This is a genomic window from Streptomyces lancefieldiae, from assembly GCF_031845825.1.
Classification (GTDB): Bacteria; Actinomycetota; Actinomycetes; order Streptomycetales; family Streptomycetaceae; genus Streptomyces; species Streptomyces lancefieldiae.
In genome coordinates this window covers 1-24,915 of sequence record NZ_JAVRFH010000071.1, presented here as the reverse complement: position 1 = coordinate 24,915, position 24,915 = coordinate 1, and the positions used below count along the sequence as shown (strand labels likewise).

Below are 24,915 nucleotides of genomic sequence, written 5' to 3'. Positions count from 1 at the left end.
AAGACCTCGACCGCACCCTTCGCCGCGAGTTACGCAGGATCCAGCTCCGCCCCCACCTGGTCGACGGCTGCCTGACCGCCACAGGTCTGGCTCTCACCCCACCGACCTCGCCGTGAAAACCTCAGTAACCAGGCGTTTCCCGCTGACCGTGGAGGCATGACATCAACGCGAACTCCTGCACGGCCCGTCGTGGGGTTCATCGGACTGGGTGACCAGGGCCTGCCCATGGCCACCGCGATCGCCGAAGCAGGATTCCCCCTGCACGCCTGGGCCCGGCGCCCCGCATCCCTGGACGGCCTGGGCAAGGTCCCCCACCAGCGGCACGACACGGCCGGGGAGCTGGCTGCCGCCTGCGACATCGTTTGTCTGTGCGTGCGCACCGACGCCGACGTCCTGCATCTGGTCGACCAGATCCTTCAGGATCTGCGTCCCGGCACCGTCGTCGTCAACGACGGTACGGGGGTGCCCGGTAACGCTGTGCGACTGGCCCAGCTGTGCGCGAAGCGCGATGTCGAGGTGCTGGACGCACCGGTCAGCGGCGGCCGTCCGGCCGCCGAGGAGCGCCGGCTGACCACCATGGTCGGCGGTCCGCTGTCGGCGGCCGAGCGCTGCACGCTCGTGTTCCGGTCCTTCTCCCGCCACGTGGTGCATCTGGGCGAGGCCGGCACGGGGCAGACGGCGAAGCTGTTCAGCAACGCGCTGCTGATGATGAACCAGGCCGCGATCGGGGAGATCGTAGAACTGGCCGCCGAGCTGAAGCTGGACGCCGGCCGGCTGGCGGAGGTCCTCAAGCTGGGCAGTGCCGCCAGCGCGGCGTTGTCCCTGCTGAACACCATGGTGCGGCCCGACAACGTGGGCCATCTCTCCGCCGTGGAAGCACTGGACATGGAGCTGTTCGACCAAGCCATGCGCGAGGCTGGAATCGACTCCTCCGCCGTCACCGGCCGTGGCCTGGCCGGCGCCCGCGGGCTCGCCCAGTTGCTGCACCGCCTCAACGCATGAACGACGACTCGTTCCCCTCTCCCAAGGAAGCCCCATGTCCGCTGAAGACGTGACACAGCTGGTGTTGCGCGAACGCCAGAGCCGGGACCACGGCTGGTACGAGGAGATGGCCACTTGCTTCGCCGACGACTCGATCGTTCAGATGAGCTGGTTCACCGGCAGCGGCGCCGATTTCGTCCGCCAGACCCGCGCCATGGCCGGGCGCGGCGACCACGCGGTGCACCGGCTCAGCCCGCCCGCCGTCCGCATCGACGGTGACCGGGCCCTGGCCGAGCTGCCGCTGGTCATCGAGTGGCGCATCAACATCGATGGGGTGGAGGCGGCCCTGGCCTCCGCCTGCCGCTCTCCATACCGCGCTCAGCGCGGCACCGACGGACTGTGGCGCATCGCGCGGATCACCTCGATCTACGAGAAGGACACCCTCGTCCCGGTCCTGCCGGGCACCCGGCTCGCTGTCGACCCGGCCGGACTGGCCGGCTACCGCCGTCCTACCGGTTCCTGGCCTGGTACCTGAACCGCAAGGGCTACACCGTTGGCGATCACCACCTCGGTGACGACCAGCCCGACGCCGTCGCCGCGCAGTACCGCGCCGAACACACCTGGCTCCACCAGAGCCCCACCACTCCGGCCACGTCGGCCACGTCGGCCGACCCCCGAAAGGAACAGCACTCATGAGCAAGCTCGCCCTCGTCACCGGCGCCACCTCCGGCATCGGCAAGGCATTCGCCGAGCGCCTCGCCGCGGACGGCTACGACCTGATCGTCGTCGGCCGCAACAACGACCGCCTCGAGGAATTCGCCGCCACCCACCCCGACGTCACGGTCCGCACCGTCGCCGCCGACCTGTCCACCGACCTCGGCATCGACACCGTCGCCGAGATCTGCGCCAGTGAGCCGCTGACGATGCTCGTCAACAACGCCGGCGTCGCCCACTACATGCCACTGACCGAGCTGCCGGCTGACAAGGCCCGCGAACTCGTCCACGTCAAGGTGGTCGCCCCCACCATGCTCACCCGCGCCGCCGCCGCCGGGATGCAGGAACGCGGCGACGGAAAGATCATCAACGTGGCTGGGATGATCGCTTTCAGCGGCCCCGCCGACAAGTCCGTCATGCCCCGCCGCGCCGTTTACGCCGGCTCGCTGGCCCACCTCGTGGCCATGTCGCAGACCCTCAGCTCCGAACTGGAGGACACCGGCGTCCAGGTCCAGGTGCTGTGCCCCGGCGTCGTCGCCACCGAGTTCCACACGCGTCAGGGCCTCGACCTGAGTGCCGTGCCGCGCATGAGCGCCGAGGACGTCGTCACCGCCGGGCTGCGCGGCCTCCAACTCGGCGAGGTCGTCTGCGCCCCCGGCGTCGAAGACGCCGGGCTCCTCGACGCGGTCTTCAAGGCCGACCTCGCCGCCTTCGGGGGCCAGAGCCCCGAACTCGCCTCCCGCTACCGGGCCAGCTGACCGCGACTCCAGTCGCCGGCACCGGCCAGACGGCCGGTGCCAGGGAAGTCCGGGGCTCCGTCAGAGATCTTGTTGTCCCAACTTGTCCAGACCGGCCGCGGCCGGGTCGGGGCGTGCCCAGTTTCAGACACCTTGGGGGTCTCGAGAGCGCGTCCCACTTCACCCGGTCAGCGACACCACAAGCCAGACATCCAGTCACGAACGTGACGTCCCACCACCCGAGAACGCACGCGCCCTGACCGGTATCCTGAGGAGCGCCGGTTCCCGGAGGTGGCGTGCACGCTGAACCGCACCCACTACTACGTACAGGAGGCCGTAGAGGCGTTCTGGGAGGCCTGGAAGGCAGACATTCGGCACCGGCCCGTCTCCGGGCTGCTGGGCGGCGTCCCGGGGACGGCCGGGGCCACCAGGGCGGCGGGCCGGGCCGCGCCCAGCGCGACCGTGCCGTCGCCGTCGTCCTGGCCGAGCTCCGGCAGGCCGGCGGCTACCGGCGCGGCATGGCCGCACGGCTGGCGTGCGAGCACGGCGGCAGCGAACGCAGCTGGCAGCGCGCCATGGCCGAGGCCCGCACCCTCTACGAGCGTGAGCAGGCCGTCGCGGGCGGCTGACGTAGCGTCCGAGGAGGACGCTGGTCGGTGCTTATCGGAGGTTTGGCGGTAGCGGCGTGTCTCCCTCACCCGTGTGTCGGCTTTAGGAGACGACGCTGCCGACGACTGCCGCCAACTCGTCGGCCGACTCGGGGGTCAGGCGGTAGAAGCCCTGCAGGCTGACCGAATTCTCGAGACGGCCGTCCACCACATACTTGAGGTTGCGGGTCTGGCCTCGGCGGTTGCGCCAGGTAAGCCTCGCAAGCAGGTCCCCTGGGATCAGGGCGTCGAAACGTACGGGCGTCGCGTCCACGTGTACCGCCGTGGCGCCGCAGCCGCCGGCGCCGAGCATCGACCAGTCGTCGTGCCCGGGAAACGCAGCGTCTTCCCACGTTGCAGGGGCCGTGCCGCAGCAGCCGCGTCGTTCCCTGTCGATCACCCGCATCTGGCTCACCACGAAGACCTCGCGCCGGTTGACGTGCAGCGCGTACACCTCGTCCCCGGCACGCGCGCCCGCCCACGCCGGAAGGGAGGAATGAACGCCGCTGAAGGCAACCGGCGGCCGCTCCCCCACCCGGCCGGCTCTGCGCAGAGCACGGCACGTGTCATGGGTCCACAAGACGGTGAAGGCATCAGACATGCCGTGATCCTACGAACGGGCACTGACATGCCCGGCATTCGAAGTCTGGCCCGGTCTTCTTCGAACGCCCGGCTCCCGCCGGGGCGAAGCGGGGAGGCTTCGGCCGACGCGCAACGGAACCAAGAGCCGCCCCGATCCCCCGGCCGCACACCGCACCGCCGCCCCGTCCCTCCCTTTCCTCTTCTTCTTTCTGGTCCGGGACCAGCGCAGGGGGTGTGCACAGGGGGATGTCGGGCTCCCCACCACGCCAGCACAGGCGTGGTGACCTCCGGGTTTGGTAATCCCGCATGGGCCGCGTGGAAACAGTTGTCGGCGGGGTTGCCGGCGGGGTTGTGGGCCTGGTCGCCGGCGGTGTTGTCACTTCGTGACCATGGTCGGGCTCTGGCGGTCGGCGTGATGGTCGGGGCCCGCTGATGCCCTGCCTCGTACGCGCGGCACACGAGCAGGAGCGGTGCCGCTGTACGGGGGAGCCGACATGACGAACGTCGACACGGGCAGCCGGGACCGGCTGGCCCTGGCGGTGCTTGCCCAGTACCGGATGGCCACCACCGAGCAGATACACCTCATCCTCTCGCCCGATGTGCGGATCGAGCAGACGAGGCGCCGGCTGATGAAACTGCGCGGCAAGGGCCTCATCGACCGCGTGACCCTGCCGCAGGCCGGACGGACCCGGGTGACCGGCGGTGAGGTGGAACGCCAGCGGCCGGGCACCGACCGTCGGCCGCGAGGTGGATCTTCGTGGTCAGTCCGCCGCGGGACCGGCCGATGGCGTGGTCGTCCGGCTCGCCGGCCGGGACCCCTTTTTGCGGGCCCCGGCAGCGTGCTGGTGAGCGCGCACGATGGTGGAGTCCACGGACACGGCCCACCTGACGTCTTCGTCCGCGTCGGCCTGGGCCACCAGGGCGGTGAACACCCGCTCCCACGTGCCGTCGACGGCCCACATCCGCAGCCGGTTGTAGACGCCCCGCCAGTTGCCGTACTTCTCCGGCAGGTGCACCCACTGCGTGCCGGTCTGGAACTTGAAGGCGATCGCGTCGATCACCTCACGATGGTCCCGCCAGCGGCCACCCCGCTTCGACGTCCGGTCCGGGAGCAACGGGTGTGTCCAGTAGACGGCTGATCCAGTTTCTGTAGGGGTCAGTTGGCGGCCGGGGTGAGTCGGCCTTCGAAGGCGATCTGGAAGGCGTTCAGGGGTGCCTTCCAGCGCATGGTCCACCGCTTGCGGCCCTTGCCGGTGGGGTCCAGGCTCATCAGCGCCATGTAGACGCACTTGAGGGCCGCGGCTTCGTTGGGGAAGTGTCCGCGGGCCCGGACGGCCTGCGGATGCGGGCGTTGACGGACTCGATCGCGTTCGTCGAGCAGATCACCTTGCGGATCTCGACGTCGAAGGAGAGGAAGGGCACGAACTCGGCCCAGGCGTTCTCCCAGAGCCTGATGACCGCCGGGTACTTCTTGCCCCAGGCTTCCTGGAACTCGCCGAACCGCTCGGCCGCGGCGGCCTCGTTCGGGGCCGTGTAGACAGGCTTGAGCGCCTTGGCGATCTTGTCCCAGTCCTGACGGGCCGCGTGCCGGAAGCTGTTCCTCAGCAGGTGAACGACACAGGTCTGGACAATCGTTCGAGGCCAGACCGTCTCCACGGCCTCGGGCAGGCCCTTCAGCCCGTCGCAGACCAGCATCAGGACATCGTCGATGCCCCTGTTCTTCAGATCCGTGAAGATGCTCAGCCAGTACTTCGCGCCCTCGCCGCCGTCACCGGCCCAGATCCCCAGGATGTCCCGATGCCCTTCGGCCGTGACCGCCATCACGACGTAGATGGGGCGGTTCGCGACCTGCCCGTCCGAGATCTTGGTTCTGTCGGCGATCTTGTGATCCGGACGGTCCAGGCTCACTGCGTGAGCAGGACGCGTTTGCGAAGGAGAGATCGAGACTGGCCCGGCCGAACATCTGGCGTTTCAGCATCTTCAGCCGGTTGATGTTTCCCTCGACGGCGCCGGAACTGTGCGGGAGGGACAGCCCGTTGCGGACCGCGTCGAAGTCGCGGCGGAGGTTGCGGGCGAAGCCCGCAAGCGGAGCCAGACTGTCCCGTTCCACGTCGGTAATCCAGTCTTCGAGGCGGTCGCCGTGGCGGCCGGTCATCATCGCGGCGAACTTCCTGACGTGAAAAGTGAGCCGGTCGAGTTCGGGATCGCGCTCACGCAGCCGGTGCAGCTTGTCGGCGTCCTCGTCCCGCAGGTGCTCGGGGTGGGTCATCATCCAGGAGGTGACCTCGCGGACCGACGGAGGCTTCGGTCCCGGATCGGGTGCGTGTCCGCGCCCGGTCCGGTAGCGCCGCAGATGCCGCTGAACAGCCAACTCTCCGCCGGGATATCCGAGTTGCTTGATCTCGCGGTAAAGCTGAGCGGCGTTCCTGACGCCCTCGTTCCAGCGCCGGTGCAAGTAGCCGACGTACGGGTCGACGACACGCGCTCGGTGGAGGCTCTTGGATACGACATCGTCGGCGGAGCGGGCATTGACCAGTTTGCGGACCGTGGCCTGGTGCAGCCCGAGCTTCCGGCCGATCGCCGCCTTCGACATCCCCTGCTGCCACAGCTCATGGGCAGCAGCATGCTGCTCACGCAGCCGGACCACGATCTTCAGCTCTTTCGGCGGCTGGACCACCTCGGGCTCCACCTCCACATGGTCGGGGCCGGAGGCCGAGCCGGGAGGCGATTCGGCCAGGCGGGAGCGGTGGGCGTTGACCGTCTTCTCGACCGCCTGGCCGAGGTTGGCCCACAGGTGGTAGCGGTCCGCGACCTGTTCGGCCTGTAGCGCCCCGACCCGGGCACCCTCTGAGTAGCCGCTGGAACGGTCCCGGCAGATGACCCTCACCTCGGGGTGATCACGGAGCCAGTCGGCCAGGTCCTCACCTTCGCGGCCGTCGTAGAGGTGCAGCGGCCGGTGGGTGGCCATGTCGATCAATACCGTGCCGTAGTGGCGCCCCTTGCGGAAGGCGAAGTCGTCGACGCCGAGGCTCCACCTTGCCGATCTCCGGCTCGGGCAGGGACCTGACCAGCCGTAACAGTGTGTCCTTGCCCACGGCAAGGCCGACCGCGGACGCCAGACGGGCTCCTGCCCGGCCGGCCAGAGCCAGCCCGACCTGCGTCCACACCTCGCGCAGCAGCGGGGTATGCCGACTATGCGGGGTGGTCAGTCCCGAGACCTGCTCGGCGAACGTCACCGCCGTGCAGGCAGGGTTCTCGCAGCGGAAGCGGCGCACACACAACTCGATCACGACACCGAGCCCGCCCACGGCGACATCACGCAGCCTGCGTACGTACCGGGCGTGCACCCGGGCCGAGCTCTGGCCGCACCGACAGGAGCCAGTCGTCGCCCGCACCCGCGTTCTCAGCACTACCTGGTCCGGTCGCCGCTCGACCTCCTCGATCAGCAACGCGGACAGGTACGGAAACAGCTGCGGGAACACATCACGAGAGCACGCCATGCATGATCGCGAACAGTCGGCACGAGCCGCTCAACCGTCCGGATCACAAGATCGTCGACAGAACCCGGATCTTCACGTTGATGGCGTCCACGAACAGCACCGGGTAGACGGGGTCCAGCGGCCGGTTGGACCACTCCGCCATGCCGTCCATCACCTTGTCGGTGATCGTGGAGATCGTGGCCTTGGACACGCTCGCGCCGTAGACCTCGGCCAGGTGCGCGGATATCTCGCCGTGGGTGAGCCCCTTCGCGGACAACGACAGCACCATCTCGTCCACGCCGGACAGGCGCCGCTGCCGCTTCTTGACAATGGCCGGCTCGAACGTGCCCGCCACATCCCGGGGGACCTTCACCTCGACAGGACCGACATCGGTCAGCACCGTCTTCGCCCGCGTCCCGTTGCGGGAGTTGCCGCTGCCCCGGCCCTCGGCGTCGTGCTTCTCGTATCCGAGGTGATCGGTGATCTCGCCCTCCAGGGCGGACTCCAGGACCCGCTTGGTCAGCTGCTGGAGCAGCCCGCCTTCCCCGGTCAGCTGCAGACCCTCGCTGCGGGCCCGGTCCACGAGCATCGCGACCAACTGCTCGTCACTCGCCGGCACGACCGCCGTCGGCTCGCTGCCCGGTATCTGCTCGATGGTGGTGTCGCTCATCTGGTGTCTCCTTGATCATCGGATCCGCCGATGATCATTGAACACTCCCCGCTGTTCGCGGACAGGCTGCTGGCACCCTCAAGTGATCAACGCACCACCCACGGATGATCATGTGATCGTGGAGGCACAGGTGCGTGACTACGGGTTTTCGCCAGCTCAACAGGACGAGATATGGAGACGCTGGCGCGAAGGGCAGTCGTTCAGCCTGATCGGGCGGGCGCTCGGTGCACCGATGCAACACGCTCGTCGCTTCTTGTACCAGAGCGGCGGCGTCCGCCTCGCCCCGCAAGCGCGGTCAGAGCGGCATTTGAGTGGCAGCGAGCGGGAGGAGATCTCTCGCGGCATCGCGGCGGGAGAATCGGCTCGGCAGCTGGCCAAGCGGCTGGGTCGATCCCCTTCGACCGTCTCCCGTGAGATCGCCCGCAACGGCGGCCGGGACCGCTACCGAGCCGCCACCGCCGATGCAGCCGCCTACGGACGCGGGCGCCGCCCCAAGCAGGCCAAGCTTGCTCAACGACCCGCTCTGCGCGTCCTGGTGGAGGTCAAACTGGCTCTCTGCTGGTCACCCGAGCAGAACGCAGGATGGCTGCGACGGCAGTTTCCTGGTGACGCCTCCATGCAGATCTCACACGAAGCGATCTACCTCTCGCTCTACGACCCTCGCCGGCGCCAAGCGACCGACCGCAGCCTCACCCAGCGGCTGAGGTCAGGCAGGCCGATGCGCCGTCCGAAGCTCGCCCGCCGTCCCACGGGCCGGGGGATCATCCGCGGCATGGTGTCCATCACCGACCGCCCCGCCGAGGTCGAGGACCGCAAGGTCCCCGGCCATTGGGAAGGCGACCTTGTGATGGGCACCCGGCCTTCGGCAGTCGCCACGCTGGTCGAGCGCACCAGCCGCTACACGGCCATCGTCGCGCTGCCGGACGGCATCAAGGCCGAGCAGGTCCCCGCATCTCACCAGGAGCCTCCTCGGCATCCCGCCCCAACTGCGACGAACGCTCACTTGGGACCGTGGCCGGGAGATAGCTGAGCACCAGGCCATCACCGCCGAGACGGGAATGCCGATCTACCTCTGCAAGCCCCGGAGCCCGTGGCAGCGCGGCACCAACGAGAACACCAACCGACTGCTACGGCAGTACCTGGCCAAGGGCGCGGACCTCCGCACGTTCGGCCAGGCCGACCTGGACGCCATCGCCCACGAGCTCAATCACCGTCCACGCAAGACCCATCGCTACCGCACTCCCGCAGAGGTCTACGCTGATCTTCTGAACAGCGGTGATGCGCTGACCGCTTGAGCTCGCCACCGTTTGACGACAGATACGCTGACCGCCGCATCCGGCCGGGGCCGATTGTTCTACTCCCCGGGGCCGCCACCCTGGCGGGTGAGGCGGGCCCGCTGGGCCGCGATCGACGTCGGCGGTGAGAACATGCCGCGCTCGGTCGAGGTCATGGGGTTGGCCGAAGAGGCTGACCAGCAGCTTCACGCCTCGACGATGATGGTACCTATGGCCGATTCCGGGCCGGGCCCTTCCGGACGGTCGACCTTCCACCAACCCAGCACGTCCTGGTACTCGGGCTGTAGGATCTCACGTCCTTCGGCAGTCATGAGGCGTCCCTGATACGCCTGGGCGTAACGTGCTCGAACCGAGTAGACGCCGGGTTCGTCGGGAACAACGAGGTCGCACGACACATTTACCCACTCCGCCGGACCTGGGTTGTCTTCCGCCAGCGCCTCGACGTGCGTGCCGGCATTGACCACCTTCAAGCCGCCCCCGCTGCGCCGCTTGCCGTTCCATACCGACGCCTGGGCTCGATCCTGGCCCGCCAGACCAACGATCACCTGGTTGATGGCGTTGCCACACTCCGAGCAATCATGCAGCAGGGCGAAACTGACCCTGTGAGAACCTCCTCCGCGGACGTGTACCACGTCGGCCTGGCCATCGATCTTCACGTTGCGGATCTTGAACCGAAATCCCGTCCCGCCTCCGTACGGCTCGACCATCTCGGTGCCGGGAGTGAGAGCCGTGGTTCGGTGGACATCGCTGTGACTCATCTTGTCGGTCATAAGCCAAGTAAACAGGTGGCCACTGACAAGGGCGGGCCCGCCCTTCAACGAGGTTGGTCCGCTCGGTGTACCGCTTTACCACCGACCGGTCCTCGACACCGCCGACGTCTACGGACAGGGCAGCGCGGAGAGGGCAGGGGGCGAGATCTGCTGTCATGACAGCCTCACCCTCGGCAGGGGGGTGCGGAATGGAGGTGCCGTGCGCTGAAGAGAACCGGCAAAGTGAGCCACCACAGCAGTCTGCACCGTAAAGAGCCGGTTCTACCCGTCGTGCTCCACCATCCAGGCAAAATGACCAACGGCCGCAAACGGCATCTCCTGGTCGACGAGCGGATACACCACGGTGCCCGGTGGCCGTACGCCGTGACTGTGCGGTCACGTGTCGGTGTACGCCTGAAAGCTTAGGTCGTACGCCGACATCGCTCGCCCACAGCCGATGGTGTCCCGCTGTGTGGTGTAGGGGATCTCCGTGGCTGAGTGCGCGGGTTCTGCTCCCTGGGGTGCACCGTCTGCCGGTGACTGCTCCCTGCTCAACTGGCAGGCCACCGTGCAACTGTCCGGAGTGAACGGGCAGTTCGACCCCAGGGGGTGCACGGTGGCCTTGTCCCAGCATGACCTACTTCGCCTGCTTGAGTCACTACGTTCGGCCGATGGTCTTGAACTCGTCCGCGAGGTCGCCGAACGGCTGCTGCAGGAACTGATCGAGGCCGAGGCCACCACAAAGATCGGCGCCGAGTGGGGCGAACACACCGGCACCCGCACCACCTGGCGCAACGGTCACTGGGAGAAAACGGTGACCACGCAGGCCGGTGACCTCGAGCTCGCGATCCCGAAACTGCGGGCCGGGAGCTTCTTCCCCAGCCTGCTGGAGGGCCGGCGGCGCATCGACCAGGCCCTCTACGCGGTGATCATGGAGGCATACGTCCACGGCGTCTCCACCCGCTCCGTCGACGACCTGGTCAAGGCGCTCGGCTCGGACACCGGGATATCCAAGAGCGAGGTCTCCCGGATCTGCGCGGACCTCGACGCACAGCTCGACGCCTTCCGCACCCGGCCGTTGGACCACATCCGCTTCCCCTACCTCTTCCTCGACGCCACCTACGTCAAAGCCCGCGTCGACCACCGCATCGTCTCCCAGGCCATCGTCATCGCCACCGGCGTCACCCAGGACGGCGGCCGCGAAGTCGTCGGCGTCATGGTCGGTGACAGCGAGACCGAAGCCTTCTGGGCCCAGTTCCTGCGTCACCTGCGCGAACGCGGCCTGAGCGGCGTCCGCCTGGTCATCTCCGACAGCCACAGCGGCCTGGTCAAAGCGATCCGCAAGGTCATGCTCGGCGCCGCCTGGCAAAGGTGTCGTGTTCACTTCGTGCGCAACGTCTTCGCCGTGATCCCGAAAGGGTCGGCGGAGATGGTCGCCGCGACGATCCGCACGGTCTTCGCCCAGCCCACCGCGGACGCGGTCCGCAGCCAGCTCGACACCGTCGCCGACATGCTCGGCCGACAGTTCCCCAAGGTCAGAGAGATGCTGCTGGAGGCGAAGGAGGACCTGACCGCGTTCGCGGACTTCCCCCACCAGCACTGGAAGAAGATCCAGTCCACGAACCCGCTGGAGCGGCTGAACCGGGAGATCAAACGCCGCACCGATGTCGTCCAGGTCTTCCCGAACCCGGCCGCAGTCCTACGACTCGCGACCGCGGTCCTCGCCGAACTCCACGACGAATGGATCGCCTTTCCTCGCCGCTACCTCTCCAACGAGAGCATGGACGCTCTCTATCCCGACGACACGATCGTCCTGCCCGCCACATCAGACGACTGATCGCCTACACCACAAGAAGGGGCATGACCCCACAGCCTGCTGCAACCGTCCGCAGCGCCCGGCTCCCTCACCTTGACCGTGCTCACCGGAAATGGGCGTCTGGTGGCCGAGGTCGGGTACGGCGGGGCGCAGCAGGTGCCCGCAGGGGTGCGTCCGCGGGTGTCGTGCCGCAGGGCGACCAGATCACGGCCTCTGCACGCTTGGGCCGACAAACGCTCTTCTCGGTCCACCGCACCGTGCCCTCCCCGTCAGCCCAGCGGTGGCATTGACCTCGACCGTGAAATCGGGCTCGCCCAGGGCAGCGGCACCCGACAGCGTGAATCGGCTCGGTAGGGTCGACTCCCAGCTTCTCAGCTGGGCCCAGCAGCGGCTGCTTGTCCGTCGTTGCGCAAGACAACGAACAGCCCTCGCGCGCGGGTGCCATCCGGCATGTGCCAGGCACCGGCGACGTGGCCAGTCGCCTCCAGCGGAAGGACAGGTGCGTTGTCTGGGGCGGGACGTAGGACCCGGTGCAGGCGGAGGGCCGGACCATGCGGTGCAGACAGCTCAGTGCCCTCCTGGTCATCGATGGCAGTGGCGGTGAAGTCCGTGGGGGCGGAGCTGTCACCGATGCAGGAGCGGGTGACCTCCCGGTCGGGGGTGTCGCTGGTGTTCTGGTCCTGCGCCTGGACCCGGCCCTCGACCAGAGCCAGCAACTGGGCGACCAGCACCGGGTCGTGGCAGCCGTCGTAAGCCCAGCGCCGCCCCAACACCCCGTGTTCCATGGTGCCGACGAGGGAGTGCTCCGCCCCGTCGAGTGGGGCATCGCGATAGGTGACCGGCACCAGGTAGGCGGTCGGCTGAGTGCCCGAGGTATCGGTGACCACCATGAACTCGATCCCGACCTCACCCTGGGGGTCGTCCAGCCGGAAGCCGCCGGCCGTGGCCAGTTCCGGTTCGCCCGGGCCGCCGAAGTACCACGGCCGGGAGGGTAGCCAGGAGGTGAGCAGTTCCAACTTGGTCGGCTTGAGGGCAACGTGGTGGATGACGGCCATGCCGAGGATTCTATTCCGCCGAGGGGCTGTGCCATGCCGACCAGAGCGGCCTTGCTGCCGACGGCCGGCGATTGTCCTGTCGCACTGCGGCTGTCAGATGGAGGGCCGTTGACGAGCTGGGATGCCAGGTCGTTTGCGACCGCGGAGGCTTGGGGTTCGCAAGCGACCTGACTTTTACGCAGTCTCGTTCGCGATAGAGGCGGGCCACGGCCATGGAGACATCGGCGTGGCCCGCCATGCCGTCCGCTGGTCGCGGCCGTTTCAGGCTTGGTTCCCGGGCTGGGCCCTCAGCTGTTGGCCAGGGTGCGGTCCAGGAGGGGGAGCAAGCGATCCCAGTGGCGCTTCAGCCCGGAGGCGCTAAAAGCATCGGTGTCGGACATGGTGAAGCCGTGGATGGTGTCGGGGTAGATCTCGGAGGTGTAGCCGACACCTGCCGCATCCAGGGCCTGGTTGAGCTCGCCAAGGGCCTCAGGTGTCATGTCGCCTTCGGCGTGGCCCAGGTGGACCTGGGCGGTGAGCTTGGAGAAGAGGCCGGCCCCATCGACACCCACGGGGCCGTGGAACGCCGCGACGGCCGCCACATGGTCGGGGTGGGCCGCGGCGGTGCGCATCGCGTAAAGGCCTCCTATGAGCCTCCGCCAACTTGAATCCGCAAGTCAATGGGCTGGTGTGACCGACTCTCGGGGTGCTCACGCTGGTCGTGGACGACTGTCTGTGCAGTAGATCAACCGTCACCCCGCACCCCAGCGTGACGGATGATCGGGGGCTGTAGAGCGGGTGCTGTCAAGGCTGGAGGTATTGGTGCGTCAGCCGCGTTGGTGTCTGGCTGCCATCGTGTGGAATACCTTCTTCGGTTCCCAGCGCTTCTCGTCGAGCATCCTGACGACGCCGTAGGAGCCAAGGTCTTGCTTCCCGGGCCTGCTGTAGCCGGCGAAGGTGAACCAGAGCGCGGTGTCCACGCCTTCGTCCTCGAAGATGTCCAGCATTTCGGTGAGGTAGCGCGCCTGCTCGTCTTCGTCCGGGACCGCGCCGTGCGGCACCTGCCAGGCCATGCCGCCACGTTCTCCCGCGCCCTGGTAGGCACAGGTTCCGTACTCGGTCACCGCGACGGGCTTGCCGTGGGCGAGGTGCCCACGCAGCTCGTCCCGGAAGCTGTCGGCGTTGTAGGCGGCCCGGTAGGCATCGATGCCGACGAGGTCGAACGCACCCCAGTCGACGAACTCCCAGGGAGCCGAGGCGTAGGTGACCTGCCCCCCGAAGTGCGTACGGACGGTCGCGGCGATCTGGGAGAGGAAGTCGTTGAGGCGTTCTTGCACCGGTCCGAGGGAGGACCACCACTCCATGTCGGCGCCGGCCATGGTCCGCATACGGTCGCCGTAGGTGTCGCCCGGGAGGAAACCGCCGCAGAACGCGCTGATCTCGCAGCCGGCGACGAACACCACATCGGCGCCGGCCTCCCGTACGGCTTCGGCCCGAGCGGCGCAGTCGGCGAAGAACGGGAGCAACCGGTCGCGGGGAAGATCCACGGGAAAGGGGGCGAACCAGACCTCCAGGCCGGCGTCTGCAGCGTGTCTTGCAGCGATGCTCAACCGTTCAGGCTCTCGTCCCGAGATACGAACGGCGTCACAGTGGAGATCTCTGGAGATCACCGCCATGTCCTGCCAGACCGTCTCAGGGGTGAAGCTCTTGCGGGAGAGTTCTTCCCCTGGGAGGAACCCTGTGTCGTAGTTGATGCCCCGTGCGCGCACGCCCGTGTCCCTTCACTGCCGTTGCCGTGTTTGAGCAAGTCAACGCCGCGCTCGGGGTTCTTGGCCAGAGGGCGGCTACCGAAGGTGACGTCGCCGGGAATTCCATGCAGTGTTGTCTCAGCGGTTGACTTCCAGGTTCGTCAGAACGAGCAGTGCACGCAGGAGGTGGGTGGCGCGGGCGGGATCGGTACGGAGCTTGGTCAGGATCCGCCGGTTCTTGAGGTGGGCGAAGCCGTGCTCGACTGGTGCACGCCCGACGGCGAGGACACGGTTGGCTTCCTTCTGGCCCGGGGTGAGCTTGTGGGTGCGGGTGGCGGCGAAGCCGGTGACGACCACGGGGTCGCGAAAGTCGTTGTCCAGGCCGCGGAAGCCAAGGTCGGCCAGCGCCCCGAGCCCGGCGGCGCGCAGGTGGGCCAGGATGTGGTCGTGGCGGGCGGCGGTGTTGTCGTGGGTGGAGCCGGGCCGGGCGGCGGATATCCAGATCAGGCGGCCTCTCTCGTCGGTCAGGGCGAGGAAGTGCAGGCCATGACTGCGGTGCTTGCCGGAGTAGTTGCGCCGGTCGGCTCTCCCGGTGCGGCGCTGGGTGCGGATGAGGGTGCCGTCGATCAAGACCACCTCCCCGCCCCGTTTGGCGATCTTCTTCAGGGCGCGGTCCAGGCGCGGCGCCTGGGTGGCGAGCAGTCCGATCAGTTCGTCGCGCCAGCGGCGGACGGTGGACTCGGACACGTTGTTGCCGCCGGCCAGATCGGCCAGGCGCTGGTCGTGACGCAGTACGGCCAGGACGATCACTGCGATCCTTCCGGGCGGCAGCGCCCGCCACCTGGACCGTATCGCCTTCAAGTGGCGTCGCAACAGATCGGCGAGGTGGTTGACGGTGCTCGTGGACAGCGGCAGACGGCACTGGTAGACAAGCGGGCAGGTGTCCTCGGCGCGCTCATGGGTTCTCGTCACACAGCACCAACGGCCACCGGGGGCAACCCGGTTACGCCCGCACCGCACCGCCAAGTAGTGGCGTGCCTGGCTATAGGCGGGTGGTGAACCGGCCGTCGGGCATCTTCCGCAGCCAGCCGCGATCTGTCAGCCTGACCAACTTCCCTCGCAGCGGTTCCAGCTTGGACCGCACGCTGACGTCCACCCCCAGCGTCTCGCCGACCTGCCGGGCCATGACCGGTCCGGCGGCCTGCCGCACGACGGAGAGAATGCGCTGATAGTCCGGCGGGATCGCGTTCTCCTCCACGTCCGGCGCGCGGTGCGGAATCAGCATCACCGCGCGACCACCCACTTGCCCAGGCGCTGGCGCGGCCGAGGCACGTTCGTCGGCAAGCTGTTCACTCACCCGTTCAAGGACCCGTTCGGCCACAGCGAGTTCGTCCCGCTCAGCCCGCACCTCCGCCAACTCCTTGGCCAGCCGTTCTTCGAGTTCGTCCAGCTCCTCACGCCGCGAGGTGATCCGTTCCAGCAGTTCGGGATCCATACACCGGATCGTAGAAGGAACCCCGGCCCCAGAGAGCAGGAACCGGCAAGTCCCCCTGACGGACGATCTACTCCTCAGACAGTCGCCCACGACCAGCGTGAGCACCCCGCGAACCGGTCACACCAGCCCCTTTGACCTGCGGATTCAAGTTGGCGGAGGCTCTACGCAATAGCCGGTCACCGCGACCGGTCCGGCGCCGACCTCCGGCTGGGTGGTGAGGAACCTGAGGTAGGCGTCGGCGTCGCTCAGGACACGTTCGGCGGTGTGCGCCTCGATCAGGGGCATCAACTGGGCGAAGACCGCGGGCCGGGCCTCTGCTCCGATGTACTCGGGAAGCTCGACCAGCGGTACCGGGCCGTGCCGGTAGAACGAGTTGGGGACGAGCACGTAGTAGCCGTGCCCGGCCAGTTCGCGGGCCATCTCCCGCAGCACGGGCCGGAGGCCGAAGCCGTCCGCGTACATCAGCACCCCTGGGTGCCGTTCGCTGTGGTCGGGGAAGGCGGCGAAGGCGTCGGCCTGGCCGTCCGCGGTGGGAATCCGAAGCGACTTGGTGGGCATGAATGCTCCTGTCGTGGTTGATGTGCAGAGCCAGTGATCAACACGACGGAGGCGGAGCCCGCGCAGCAGCGCAGGAGCCTCGGTCAAACAGCGGGCCCGAACCGGCCCGCACGGCGCTCAGAAGAGCCCCGGGTCACCGATCCGTGTGTGGCGCAAGGCCGTCCCGGTATTCATCGCCGCACAGCCTAGCCCACCGGATATGAGCCGACGCCAGCACTCCAGCCGAGCGGATGTCGCGATTGGATGAGAACCGACACGCACCGCATTCGACACAGTGAGCCGTTTCCAACCTGACGGGTGGTCGGGCGGGCGGCCCCGGCGGCGGCCATGCGGAAAACTCCTGGTAGACGGGTTCACGACCAAGATCACCAGTCCGCCAGGTGCTTTCGCATGCTTGTCCACCCGTCCGGCATCGATCTGTCCAGCCGCACGCTGCAACACCTCTCCGGTCTCCTCGCAGGTCACCGACGTCGGATCGGCTCCCGATGGCGTCGCCTGACCTGCGGCCGGCAGTCCCTGCTCGTCCTGGCCCACCTGCGCTGCGGCGACACCTACGCCCGCCTCGCCGCAGGCTTCCGCACCTGACCGCGGCGCGGGCCCACGGCATCCCCGCCGCCCTCGCCGCGGAGGACATCAAGTGCTGGGCCGACAAGCCCTACCAGGGCGCAGGTCCTGCTGTCCGCGTCCCGTTCCGGGGCAAGAACCTGCGCGGCCGGCGCCGACGTCACAACCGGGACCACACGAAGATCCGCAGCCTCGGCGAACGCGCCATGGCGATTCTCTGGTCCTGGCGACTCCTACGGAAGCTCCGCTGTCGTCGACGTCCGGCCTCGGCCTGGCGCCCCGGCCCTGGACATCCCGGACACCGGCCAAGTACTCGACCCCGTGAGGCCGAACCACATGGGCAGGGTGGCTCAGCGGTACTTCCGCTGGGAGTTCATGCTCGTCGAGTGACGACGATCCCACCGAGATGGTGAAGCCGGAACGCGCTGGGAGTTGCTCCGGCCTTGGGGCGCCCACAGGAGGGGAGGTGATCCGGCAGACCGTCTACCAGTTCCGATCCATCGTGGCGGAGGACAGGGCCTGAGCTCTGGCATCCGAGACGCCGCAACCCTCGGCTGGATGCTCGACCTCCTACTGACCGGCACCGCTGACCCCAAGCTGCTGGACCTGTACACGCTCTCAGGAAGGCCACAGGTCATCGACTACATCGAAGAGTCGGTGCGGGGAGGGACCGTCGTCTGCGAGACCGACCCCGTTCGTGCGGCGCAACGTCGTGAGGAGATGCGGTCGGCGACCGATCCCCCGGCCTGCCGAGAATGTCCACCCCTCCCACAGATGCGCACCCCTCGGCGGAGTCAGCTCGCCGGCCAGGGCTCGGCCGGCAGCCTGGGACAGCATGGTGGTGCGCCTGGTGTACTGCAGACGGCCTGCGGCGTCGTGGCGACCCAGCAGCACCGGTCGGGGCGCAGCGGCGGAGCCGGTGACGGCGCCGATGATGGCCTCGGGGGTGACACGCACCTTGTACTTCCGCCACCGAGTGCCCTCGACGTAGGGCTCGTCCAGCCGCTTGAAGCACAGCTCCTCCAGCCCGGCGCCGTCCACTCCGGCCACCCTCGCGCCACAGCCGGGTCGGTCGTCGACGGGCACAGCGTCAACGCTACCTCCAGACGGTGGTCGGCGGACAGTGATTCCAGCGCCGCGCCTCGCCGCTGGTACGGCCGACCGGTAAGGTCCCCGCCTGCGTGCACCAGGTCGAAGGCCACGTAGTGCGCCGGCACTGGCGCGCTGCTCCAACCGCACCAATCCCGCGCCGGGCGAGGCGCTGCTGAAGCCGCTCGAACGCGAGCCAGCCCCGTTCTCACACGGCCAGCTCGCCGTTTATGTGAGCTACCACGCGCGTCTCATCAACAGCCCCTCGTCCGTCGGCAGATCACCGGGTGAGTCCCGGGGCCGTACGGTCTGCGCGTCACGGCAGTCACCTCCGGCCTGTTCGAGGCAGTCGCCGCGTCAGCAGGAGGCTGCAGATGCTTGGATGTCGGCGAGCGCTTGTCGCGCGATCTCGCTGAAATCGTCGCCGGCGGTCGTCTGGCTCCAGCGTTCGAAGGCAATCGCGGAGGCGAGCGCGCCGAACTCTGCGGCCACGCGAGCAGTCAGGTCGGCAGCACCGCGCCGTTTGAGCGCGTCGGTCATGGATGCGATGAGGGCGAGGTTCTTCAGCGCTTCGCGTTCTTGCAGATCGGGGTTTGCGGCGATCACCGCCTGTCTGCGCGCGATGAATTCGCGGCGCGGAGGCGTGAAGACTTCCCTGCCGGCCGCTTCCAGCGCGTGAGCGACCGCCTCCAGCGGGGTGGCCGTTGCCGGTGCTGCGGCTATCGCCTCGGTGAGCAGTCCGTTCATCGTGCTGCCGCCGAAGAGCACTTCCCTCTTGTCCTGGAAGTGCCGGAAGAAGGTGCTCTTCCCCAGCCCCGCGCGCTGCGCGATGTCGATCACGGTCGTGTTCTCGTAGCCACGCTCAGCAAACAGGTCAAGTGCAGCGTGAGCGAGGCGTTCTGCTGCGTTCGGTTCCCAGCGAGCCATGAGCACAGTGTACGGGACTTGGTCCCATGGCCGGTGCTAGCATGATGGGACCAAGTCCCGTCAATTGTGTCTGGAGTCCGCCAGTGAGCCGAGCCGTGATCTACGAAGCGTTCGGAGGCCCCGAAGTGCTGGAGCTGCGGGAGGTTCCCGAGCCGCACGCCGGCCCGGGTGAGGTCCGGGTGCGGGTGACAGCCGCCGGGCTGAACCCGATGGACTGGGGTATCGCATCGCGGCCAGAGGTGGCGGCGCGCTTCGGGATCACCGTGCCATCCGGCTTCGGGTCCGACCTCGCCGGTGTGGTCGACGAGGTCGGTGACGGCGCCACGGGCTTTGCCGTGGGTGACCGTGTCTATGGCGGCGCCCTGGGGCGGGCAGTCGCTGACTTCGTGGTGGTCAGGCCTCCTGCCGATTCGCTGTGGCTTACGCCACAGGGCATCAGTGATGAGGTGGCGAGCACGCTTCCGGTGGCCGGCCTCACCGCTGCCGCCGCCCTGGCGGCGATCGGCCCGCGGCCCGGCGACACCGTCCTGATCGGGGGAGCCGCCGGCGGCGTGGGCGTGTTCGCCGTGCAGCTCGCCAGGCTCGCCGGCGCCAGCGTGATCGGCACCGCCTCGCCGGGCACGTTCGAGTTCCTGCGGCGACTGGGCGCCGAGCCGGTGGCCTACGGCGCCGGGCTGGCGGACCGTGTCCGGGCACTGGCGCCCGGCGGGGTGAATGCCGCGACCGACCTGTTCGGCACGGAGACGGCCGAGGCCGCGCTGGCGCACGGCGTGGCGCCCGAGCGGATCTCCACGGTCGCCGCGGGCCCCAACCCTCGCGGCGGCGTACGCGCCACCGGCGCCATCGACGCAGCGCCAAACGCCCTGGAGCAGATCACCGACGCGATCCTCGCCGGCAATCTCACCGTCCCCATCGCCGCGGCCTTCCCGGTCGAGAAGATCCGCGACGCCGTGACGCTGCAAGCCGGACGCCACGTCCACGGCAAAGTCGTGGTCACGCTGTGACCCACCTCGAAGACCTCATATGGAAGCGATGAAGGGACGACGATGAAGCGGATCCAGTACCACCAGTACGGCGGGCCGGAAGTCATGCGGCTCGAAGAATTCGAGCCAGCACCGCTCAGCCCCGACGAAGTCCTTGTCCGTGTGCGCGCAGCCGCCGCCAACCCGATGGACTTCGGGATCCGCGGCGGCCGCATGAAGCACGTGACCGGTCGCCGCTTCCCCCGCGCGATGGGTTATGACTTCGCGGGCGTCGTCGAGGCGGTCGGCGACCGCGTCACCCGGCTAAGCGTCGGTGACGAAGTGCTCGGCGGGACGCCGATCAAGTGGGCAGGCGCGTTCGCCGAGGTGGTCGTTGCCCAGGAGAAGGGTGTCGTGAAGAAACCCGGGACCCTCTCGTTCGAGGACGCCGCCGCGATCCCGACGGTCGGGATCACCGCCCTGCAGGCCCTCATCACGAAGGGAAAGCTCCAGCCGGGCCAGGCAGTGTTCGTTCACAGCTGCCTCGGCGGAGTTGGCCGCTCCGCCGTGCAGATCGCCCTCGCACACCAGGCTACGGTGGCAGGTAGCTGCCGCGATACGGCCAAGTCCGAAGCACGCGACCTCGGTATCGACCCCGTCGTCGACTTCGGCTTCGACCCCGCCTCGCTCACCAGGCGGTTCGACCTCGTCCTTGTCGCTGCCGGCACGCTTCCGGTCAAAGCCGCGCGGACGATACTCAAGCCCGGCGGCCGCATCATCAGCATCCTCCCCACCCCGTTGAACCTCGTGAGAAGCGTCCTGCCCGGACGGTTCCACGCCATGATTGCCCGACCGGTCACCAAAGACCTCGAAGAGGTCGCCCGAGCCGCCGGCCAGGGAACACTGCGGCTTCCCATCGCCCGTACCGTCCCGCTCTCGCAGGCCATCCCGGCGCTCACCGAACTCGAGCAGAACAGCACCGAAAGGCGGGGCAAGCTGATCATTACGCCAGGATGACCTCCACCGCCGAACCCGGCCGCGCCGCCTTGTTGGTCGGGTGCTCGGGGGAATCCCATCCCCGGGCTCCCACAGAACCGTGCGTAACAGTCTCCCATTGCACGGCTTTTGCCCTCCTGATCACCGAAACGTCGGCGTCCATGCCCACTGGGCAAAGAGCCTCGGGTACTGGCGCGTGACGCGGAACCAGCACGCGTGGGCCTTCTTGAACGACCGGCGCCGTCGATACTTCTTGCGGACCCAGCGCATCAGGTAGGTGTTGATGCGCTGGGGCGGGGATGCAGTGCGGAACGGTAGAACGCCCCGTAGTACTGCATCCAGCCCCGCCCGATCGGGTTGGTGCGTCGTGCGAGGTCCGAAGAAGGTGAGGTGGATCTGCCGGTGGAGCCGCCACGAGCGGATCTCCGTGTTGATCTTCTTCTGGGTGTCCTTGCTGATCGCGGGTAGGAAGCCGGTGAAGTTCGTACCGTTTCTGTTCCACGCCCCGCGGGCTCGGAAGGTGAACCCGAGGAAGGTGAACGACGTGTGTTCGTAGGAGCCGCGCCGCTTGCCGTCCTTGCAGTACACGATCCGGGTCTTGTCAGGATGCAGCCGCAGTCCGACATCACCCATCCTGTTCGCGAGTGCGGCCAGGACCTCGCGGGCCTGACGCTCGCTGACGCAGTGCACGACCGCGTCGTCCGCATACCGTTCGAACTCGACGCCCGGATACGTCCGGGTGAGCCATGTGTCGAACGCGTAGTGCATGAACAGGTTCGCCAGCACGGGCGAGACCGCCGACCCCTGCGGGGTACCACGGTCCCGCTTCTGCGAGACAATGATCCGCAGGGGCATGTCCGACCTGAAGGCGGGCGAGCCCCTGGTAAGGCGGGTGCGGCGGCCGGGAGGCGGACGCAAACGCGTCGCGGACCTCGATCCCGGACTGCGGGCTGCGCTGCTGGGTCTGGTCGAGCCGGACGAGCGCGGCGATCCGATGTCGCCGTAGCGGTGGACGACCAAGTCGACCCACACGCCGGCGGCCGAGCTGACCCGCCAGGGCACCGGGCCGGGGCCGAAACCGTCGCCGGCCTACTGCGCCAGGAGGGCTTCCGGCTGCAGGCCAACGCCAAGACGCACCAGGGAAGTCAGCATGCCGACCGGGATGTCCGGTTCCGGTGTCTCAACGAGCAAACACGCGATCAACGGGGCGCCGGCCAGTCGGTGATCAGCGTGGACACCAAGAAGAAGGAGCTGGTCGGCGACTTCCACAACCCGGGCCGTTCCTGGCGTCCGACGCGTGACCCGGTGCTGGGGCGCGTGCAAGACTTCGCCGGTCCACAGCTGGGCATGGCCATCCCTTATGGCATCTACGACCTGCCGGCCAACACCGGCTGGATCAACGTCGGCACCGACCACGACACCGCCGCGTTCGCGATGGAGTCGATCCGCCGCTGGCGGTGCGACCAGGGCGGAGCCGCTTATCCGCGGGCTTCCCGGCTGCTGATCACCGCCGATGCGGGTGGCTCCAACGGCTGTCGCACCCGGGCCTGGAAACTCCACCTCGCCCGCCTGGCCGCCGAGACCGGTCTGACCATCACGGTCTGTCATCTGCCTCCGGGCCATCGAAGTGGAACGAGATCGAGCACCGGCTCTTCTCGCACATCACCGTGAACTGGCGCGGCCGCCCGCTGACCAGCCATGAGGTCATCCTCGAATCGATCACTGCGACCACCACCCGCACCGGACTGCGCGTGCAGGGCCGGCTGGACGCCCACACCTACCCCACCGGCATTGGTGTCGGCGACGCGGAGATGGCTGCCGCTGACCCGGCACACTTTCCACGGCGAGTGGAACTCTGCCCTGCCCCCAGCCGGCGCCGGCCATCCGGAGCCCGCAGCAGCAGACCATCGGCGCCGCAGTGGGATCCGGCCGTGCCGTCCGATCCTGCGCTGACCGGCCTGGCCTCGCTCCAGCTGCAGCACCTCATCGAAACCCTGGCCGCGAAAGGGGACACCCGCCGCGGCCGCCCTGCCCCGGCTCACCTTCGCCGACCAGGTCCTGGCCACCGTGCTCCACCTGCACGTCAACCTGGCCGCAGAACCCCTCGCCGTCCTCTTCAACAGCAGCCGCACCGCCGTGCGTCGCACCCTGCTGCAGATTAGACGCCTGCTCGAAGCACAGGGCATCACCATCGCGCGGAAGGAAGGCGATCGGTCCAAACGGGAGGTATACAGCGTTAGTGCCAGGAACGATCCGCACGAAATTCCGTCTGCCGCGCAGTATTCGTGACGCACGCTTCTCAGCGGGGCCTCGCTCACGCAAGGCCCCACGACGGGATCAGACGGTGAGGACGAGCTTGCCCTGGAGGTGACCGCCGTCGAGCAGCCGGTGCGCGTCGGTAACGCGCTCGAACGGGAACGTCTCCTGCACGTGGACCCGGAGCCTGCCCTCTTCGACGAGTTCGACGAGACCCCGCAGGGCGACCGGATCGGGGTCGACCGCGATGCCGCTGAAGCGCATGCCGGCCGCCTCGTACTTGGCAGCGAGCTCCGGGTCCCCCTCGGCGACCGCCGTCACCAGGTGACCGCCTGGGCGGAGCACTTCGAGCGACCGCTCGACGGTGTCGCCGCCGATCGTGTCGAGCACGACGTCGATGTCGCGGACCGCCTCGGTGAAGTCGACCGCCGTGTAGTCGATCACCTCGTCGGCGCCGAACCCCTCGACGAGCTTCCGCTTGCTCCCGCGGGCGGTCGCGACCACGTGCGCGCCGAGCGCTTTCGCGATCTGGATCGCGACGTGGCCGACCCCTCCACCGCCGCCGTGGACCAGGACGCGGTCGCCCTCGGTCACGCCGCCGAGATCGACGAGGCCCTGCCACGCCGTCAGTCCGACGACCGGCAGCGCCGACGCCTCGACGTGCGAGAGCGACGCCGGCTTGCGTGCCAGGTGCAACGCCGGCGCCGACACGACCTCGGCGTACGCGCTCGCCGCCCGCGGGAACAGCGGCATCCCGAATACCTCGTCGCCGGGCCTGAACCGCCACGTCTGCGGCGCCTCCTCGACCACGCCGCTGATGTCCCAGCCGAGGATGAACGGCGGCCGGCCGATCAGCGGGAACTCGCCCGCGCGCAGGCGCGCCTCCAACGGGTTCAGCCCAATCGCCTTGACGCGGACGAGAACCTCGGTCGGGAGGGGTTGGGGCTCGGGCGCGTCCACGATGGTGAGCACCTCGGGACCGCCGAGCGCCTGCTGGGTAATGACTCGCATGACTCTCCTGGCTTTGGAAGCGGAAGAGAACCCAAGCTAGGTTTCCGACAGGAACCAGCAGGTACCTCTGGCCCAGGTACCTTTGGCGCCATGAGCGGTTTCGGTCCCGGTGATCTCTTTCTCGCCGACTGCCCGGCGCGTCTGGCGGTCGAGCTCATCGCCGACAAGTGGACGGTGGTCGTGCTCGCCGGCCTCAGCAAGGGCCCGGTGCGCCATGGCGAGCTGATCGAGCTGATCGGCGGCATCTCCCGCAAGATGCTCACCCAGACGCTCCGACGGCTGGAGGCGCACGGACTCGTCCGCCGCCACGCCTACGCCGAGGTCCCGCCCCGCGTCGAGTACGAGCTAACCCCGCTCGGGGCGACGCTGATCGAACCGATCCACACGCTGACCGAGTGGGCGAGGGCGAACGGCGACGCAGTGCTCGACGCTCTCGACGCCGATCCCGAGCCGGGTCGCCCATAGCGGCTGGCGCCCCGCTAGATGTACTGCCCAGGGACGTTGGTCAACCTGGTGACGGGCGGTTTGCCGCCGGTTGCGGTGTGGGGGCGGTGGTGATTGTAGTGATGGAGCCAGGCCGGCAGGGCTTTGCGGCGGGCTGATTC

19 protein-coding genes and 12 pseudogenes are annotated in these 24,915 nt (G+C 68.4%); 12 read left to right on the top strand and 19 right to left on the bottom strand.

All coding sequences use genetic code 11. The annotated features are described in order from the left end of the window. The 4 genes and pseudogenes from RM812_RS43410 to RM812_RS36900 all read left to right on the top strand — a co-directional run. Positions 1-116 (top strand): annotated as a pseudogene (locus tag RM812_RS43410) (IS630 family transposase); the annotation flags it as partial. A 40-nt stretch (positions 117-156) separates the two neighbouring features. Next, positions 157-1,002 (top strand): NAD(P)-dependent oxidoreductase, encoded by an 846-nt coding sequence (locus RM812_RS36910; RefSeq protein ID WP_311583688.1) that lies wholly within the window; start codon positions 157-159, stop codon positions 1,000-1,002. Between the two features lie 34 nt (positions 1,003-1,036). Further along, on the top strand, positions 1,037-1,516 hold the full coding sequence (locus RM812_RS36905) for a nuclear transport factor 2 family protein (RefSeq protein ID WP_311583685.1): 480 nt from the start codon (positions 1,037-1,039) through the stop codon (positions 1,514-1,516). Positions 1,517-1,673: 157 nt separating this feature from the next. Then, entirely contained in the window at positions 1,674-2,453 is a 780-nt protein-coding gene (locus RM812_RS36900) for an SDR family NAD(P)-dependent oxidoreductase (protein ID WP_311583683.1), read from the top strand. Positions 2,454-3,143: 690 nt separating this feature from the next. On the opposite strand, the gene RM812_RS36895 is transcribed toward RM812_RS36900, so the two are convergent. Beyond that, the gene (locus RM812_RS36895) at positions 3,144-3,680 is read right to left on the bottom strand and encodes a hypothetical protein (RefSeq protein ID WP_311583680.1); all 537 of its coding nucleotides are present in this window, start codon (positions 3,678-3,680) and stop codon (positions 3,144-3,146) included. 475 nt (positions 3,681-4,155) lie between these two features. Between RM812_RS36895 and RM812_RS36890 the strand changes: the two are divergent. Continuing rightward, positions 4,156-4,326: pseudogene (locus tag RM812_RS36890) on the top strand (replication-relaxation family protein); the annotation flags it as partial. 21 nt (positions 4,327-4,347) lie between these two features. Here RM812_RS36890 and RM812_RS36885 read toward each other — a convergent pair. The 5 genes and pseudogenes from RM812_RS36885 to RM812_RS36870 all read right to left on the bottom strand — a co-directional run. Beyond that, positions 4,348-4,776 (bottom strand): annotated as a pseudogene (locus RM812_RS36885) (IS5 family transposase); the annotation flags it as partial. Positions 4,777-4,817: 41 nt separating this feature from the next. Beyond that, positions 4,818-5,527 (bottom strand): annotated as a pseudogene (locus tag RM812_RS36880) (IS256 family transposase); the annotation flags it as partial. After that, positions 5,430-6,761 carry an ISL3 family transposase gene (locus RM812_RS36875; RefSeq protein WP_311583677.1) on the bottom strand — a complete coding sequence of 444 codons (1,332 nt, stop codon included), beginning with the start codon at positions 6,759-6,761 and terminating at the stop codon, positions 5,430-5,432. The pseudogene RM812_RS36880 and the gene RM812_RS36875, both read right to left, overlap by 98 nt. A gap of 163 nt (positions 6,762-6,924) precedes the next feature. Continuing rightward, positions 6,925-7,161, bottom strand: a pseudogene (locus RM812_RS43150) (transposase family protein); the annotation flags it as partial. Between the two features lie 64 nt (positions 7,162-7,225). Next, positions 7,226-7,729 (bottom strand): annotated as a pseudogene (locus RM812_RS36870) (transposase); the annotation flags it as partial. Between the two features lie 211 nt (positions 7,730-7,940). On the opposite strand from RM812_RS36870, the pseudogene RM812_RS36865 reads away from it, so the two are divergent. Continuing rightward, positions 7,941-9,105: pseudogene (locus RM812_RS36865) on the top strand (IS30 family transposase). A 185-nt stretch (positions 9,106-9,290) separates the two neighbouring features. On the opposite strand, the gene RM812_RS36855 reads toward RM812_RS36865, so the two are convergent. Further along, entirely contained in the window at positions 9,291-9,875 is a 585-nt protein-coding gene (locus RM812_RS36855; protein WP_311583672.1) for a hypothetical protein, read from the bottom strand. Between the two features lie 595 nt (positions 9,876-10,470). Between RM812_RS36855 and RM812_RS36850 the strand changes: the two genes are divergently transcribed. Beyond that, the gene (locus RM812_RS36850) at positions 10,471-11,691 is read left to right on the top strand and encodes an IS256 family transposase (protein ID WP_311583669.1); all 1,221 of its coding nucleotides are present in this window, start codon (positions 10,471-10,473) and stop codon (positions 11,689-11,691) included. A gap of 350 nt (positions 11,692-12,041) precedes the next feature. On the opposite strand, the gene RM812_RS36845 is transcribed toward RM812_RS36850, so the two are convergent. The 6 genes and pseudogenes from RM812_RS36845 to RM812_RS36820 all read right to left on the bottom strand — a co-directional run. Continuing rightward, on the bottom strand, positions 12,042-12,725 hold the full coding sequence (locus RM812_RS36845) for a maltokinase N-terminal cap-like domain-containing protein (protein ID WP_311583666.1): 684 nt from the start codon (positions 12,723-12,725) through the stop codon (positions 12,042-12,044). A gap of 287 nt (positions 12,726-13,012) precedes the next feature. After that, positions 13,013-13,354 (bottom strand): annotated as a pseudogene (locus tag RM812_RS36840) (dienelactone hydrolase family protein); the annotation flags it as partial. A 177-nt stretch (positions 13,355-13,531) separates the two neighbouring features. Beyond that, a complete protein-coding gene (locus RM812_RS36835; RefSeq protein ID WP_311583662.1) occupies positions 13,532-14,314 on the bottom strand; it encodes a hypothetical protein in 783 nt (260 codons plus the stop codon). Between the two features lie 276 nt (positions 14,315-14,590). Beyond that, positions 14,591-15,424, bottom strand: a complete 834-nt coding sequence (locus tag RM812_RS36830) for a transposase family protein (protein ID WP_311583661.1) — start codon at positions 15,422-15,424, stop codon at positions 14,591-14,593. A 70-nt stretch (positions 15,425-15,494) separates the two neighbouring features. Then, positions 15,495-15,947 (bottom strand): hypothetical protein, encoded by a 453-nt coding sequence (locus RM812_RS36825; RefSeq protein WP_311583658.1) that lies wholly within the window; start codon positions 15,945-15,947, stop codon positions 15,495-15,497. Positions 15,948-16,109: 162 nt separating this feature from the next. Further along, positions 16,110-16,505 (bottom strand): annotated as a pseudogene (locus RM812_RS36820) (dienelactone hydrolase family protein); the annotation flags it as partial. Between the two features lie 390 nt (positions 16,506-16,895). On the opposite strand from RM812_RS36820, the pseudogene RM812_RS43405 reads away from it, so the two are divergent. Further along, positions 16,896-17,081, top strand: a pseudogene (locus tag RM812_RS43405) (transposase family protein); the annotation flags it as partial. Positions 17,082-17,687: 606 nt separating this feature from the next. Here the strand turns inward: RM812_RS43405 and RM812_RS36810 are convergent. Continuing rightward, positions 17,688-18,155 carry a hypothetical protein gene (locus tag RM812_RS36810; RefSeq protein WP_311583700.1) on the bottom strand — a complete coding sequence of 156 codons (468 nt, stop codon included), beginning with the start codon at positions 18,153-18,155 and terminating at the stop codon, positions 17,688-17,690. 360 nt (positions 18,156-18,515) lie between these two features. After that, positions 18,516-19,085 carry a TetR/AcrR family transcriptional regulator gene (locus RM812_RS36805; protein WP_311583656.1) on the bottom strand — a complete coding sequence of 190 codons (570 nt, stop codon included), beginning with the start codon at positions 19,083-19,085 and terminating at the stop codon, positions 18,516-18,518. 44 nt (positions 19,086-19,129) lie between these two features. Here RM812_RS36805 and RM812_RS36800 point away from each other — a divergent pair, with 44 nt between their 5' ends. Then, positions 19,130-20,089, top strand: coding sequence for an NADP-dependent oxidoreductase (locus RM812_RS36800; RefSeq protein WP_449657859.1), 960 nt, complete (start codon positions 19,130-19,132; stop codon positions 20,087-20,089). Positions 20,090-20,131: 42 nt separating this feature from the next. Beyond that, complete coding sequence (locus RM812_RS36795) at positions 20,132-21,064, top strand: NADP-dependent oxidoreductase (protein WP_311583650.1); 933 nt, start codon at positions 20,132-20,134, stop codon at positions 21,062-21,064. A gap of 248 nt (positions 21,065-21,312) precedes the next feature. On the opposite strand, the gene RM812_RS36790 is transcribed toward RM812_RS36795, so the two are convergent. Together RM812_RS36790 and RM812_RS43145 are read right to left on the bottom strand one after the other, a co-directional pair. Next, positions 21,313-21,669: a group II intron maturase-specific domain-containing protein gene (locus RM812_RS36790; protein WP_311583694.1), complete on the bottom strand. Its 357-nt coding sequence runs from the start codon at positions 21,667-21,669 to the stop codon at positions 21,313-21,315. Next, a pseudogene (locus tag RM812_RS43145) lies at positions 21,572-21,898 on the bottom strand (reverse transcriptase domain-containing protein); the annotation flags it as partial. The pseudogene RM812_RS43145 and the gene RM812_RS36790, both read right to left, overlap by 98 nt. Here RM812_RS43145 and RM812_RS36780 point away from each other — a divergent pair. Further along, positions 21,876-23,236: pseudogene (locus tag RM812_RS36780) on the top strand (ISAzo13 family transposase); the annotation flags it as partial. The pseudogenes RM812_RS43145 and RM812_RS36780 overlap by 23 nt on opposite strands. A 144-nt stretch (positions 23,237-23,380) precedes the next feature. Here the strand turns inward: RM812_RS36780 and RM812_RS36775 are convergent. Further along, positions 23,381-24,310, bottom strand: coding sequence for an NADP-dependent oxidoreductase (locus RM812_RS36775; protein ID WP_311583647.1), 930 nt, complete (start codon positions 24,308-24,310; stop codon positions 23,381-23,383). 90 nt (positions 24,311-24,400) lie between these two features. On the opposite strand from RM812_RS36775, the gene RM812_RS36770 reads away from it, so the two are divergent. Continuing rightward, positions 24,401-24,775 (top strand): winged helix-turn-helix transcriptional regulator, encoded by a 375-nt coding sequence (locus tag RM812_RS36770; protein ID WP_311583644.1) that lies wholly within the window; start codon positions 24,401-24,403, stop codon positions 24,773-24,775. A 14-nt stretch (positions 24,776-24,789) separates the two neighbouring features. Here the strand turns inward: RM812_RS36770 and RM812_RS36765 are convergent. Beyond that, on the bottom strand, positions 24,790-24,915 hold a 126-nt coding region (locus tag RM812_RS36765; RefSeq protein WP_311583691.1), incomplete at its 5' end, for an integrase core domain-containing protein.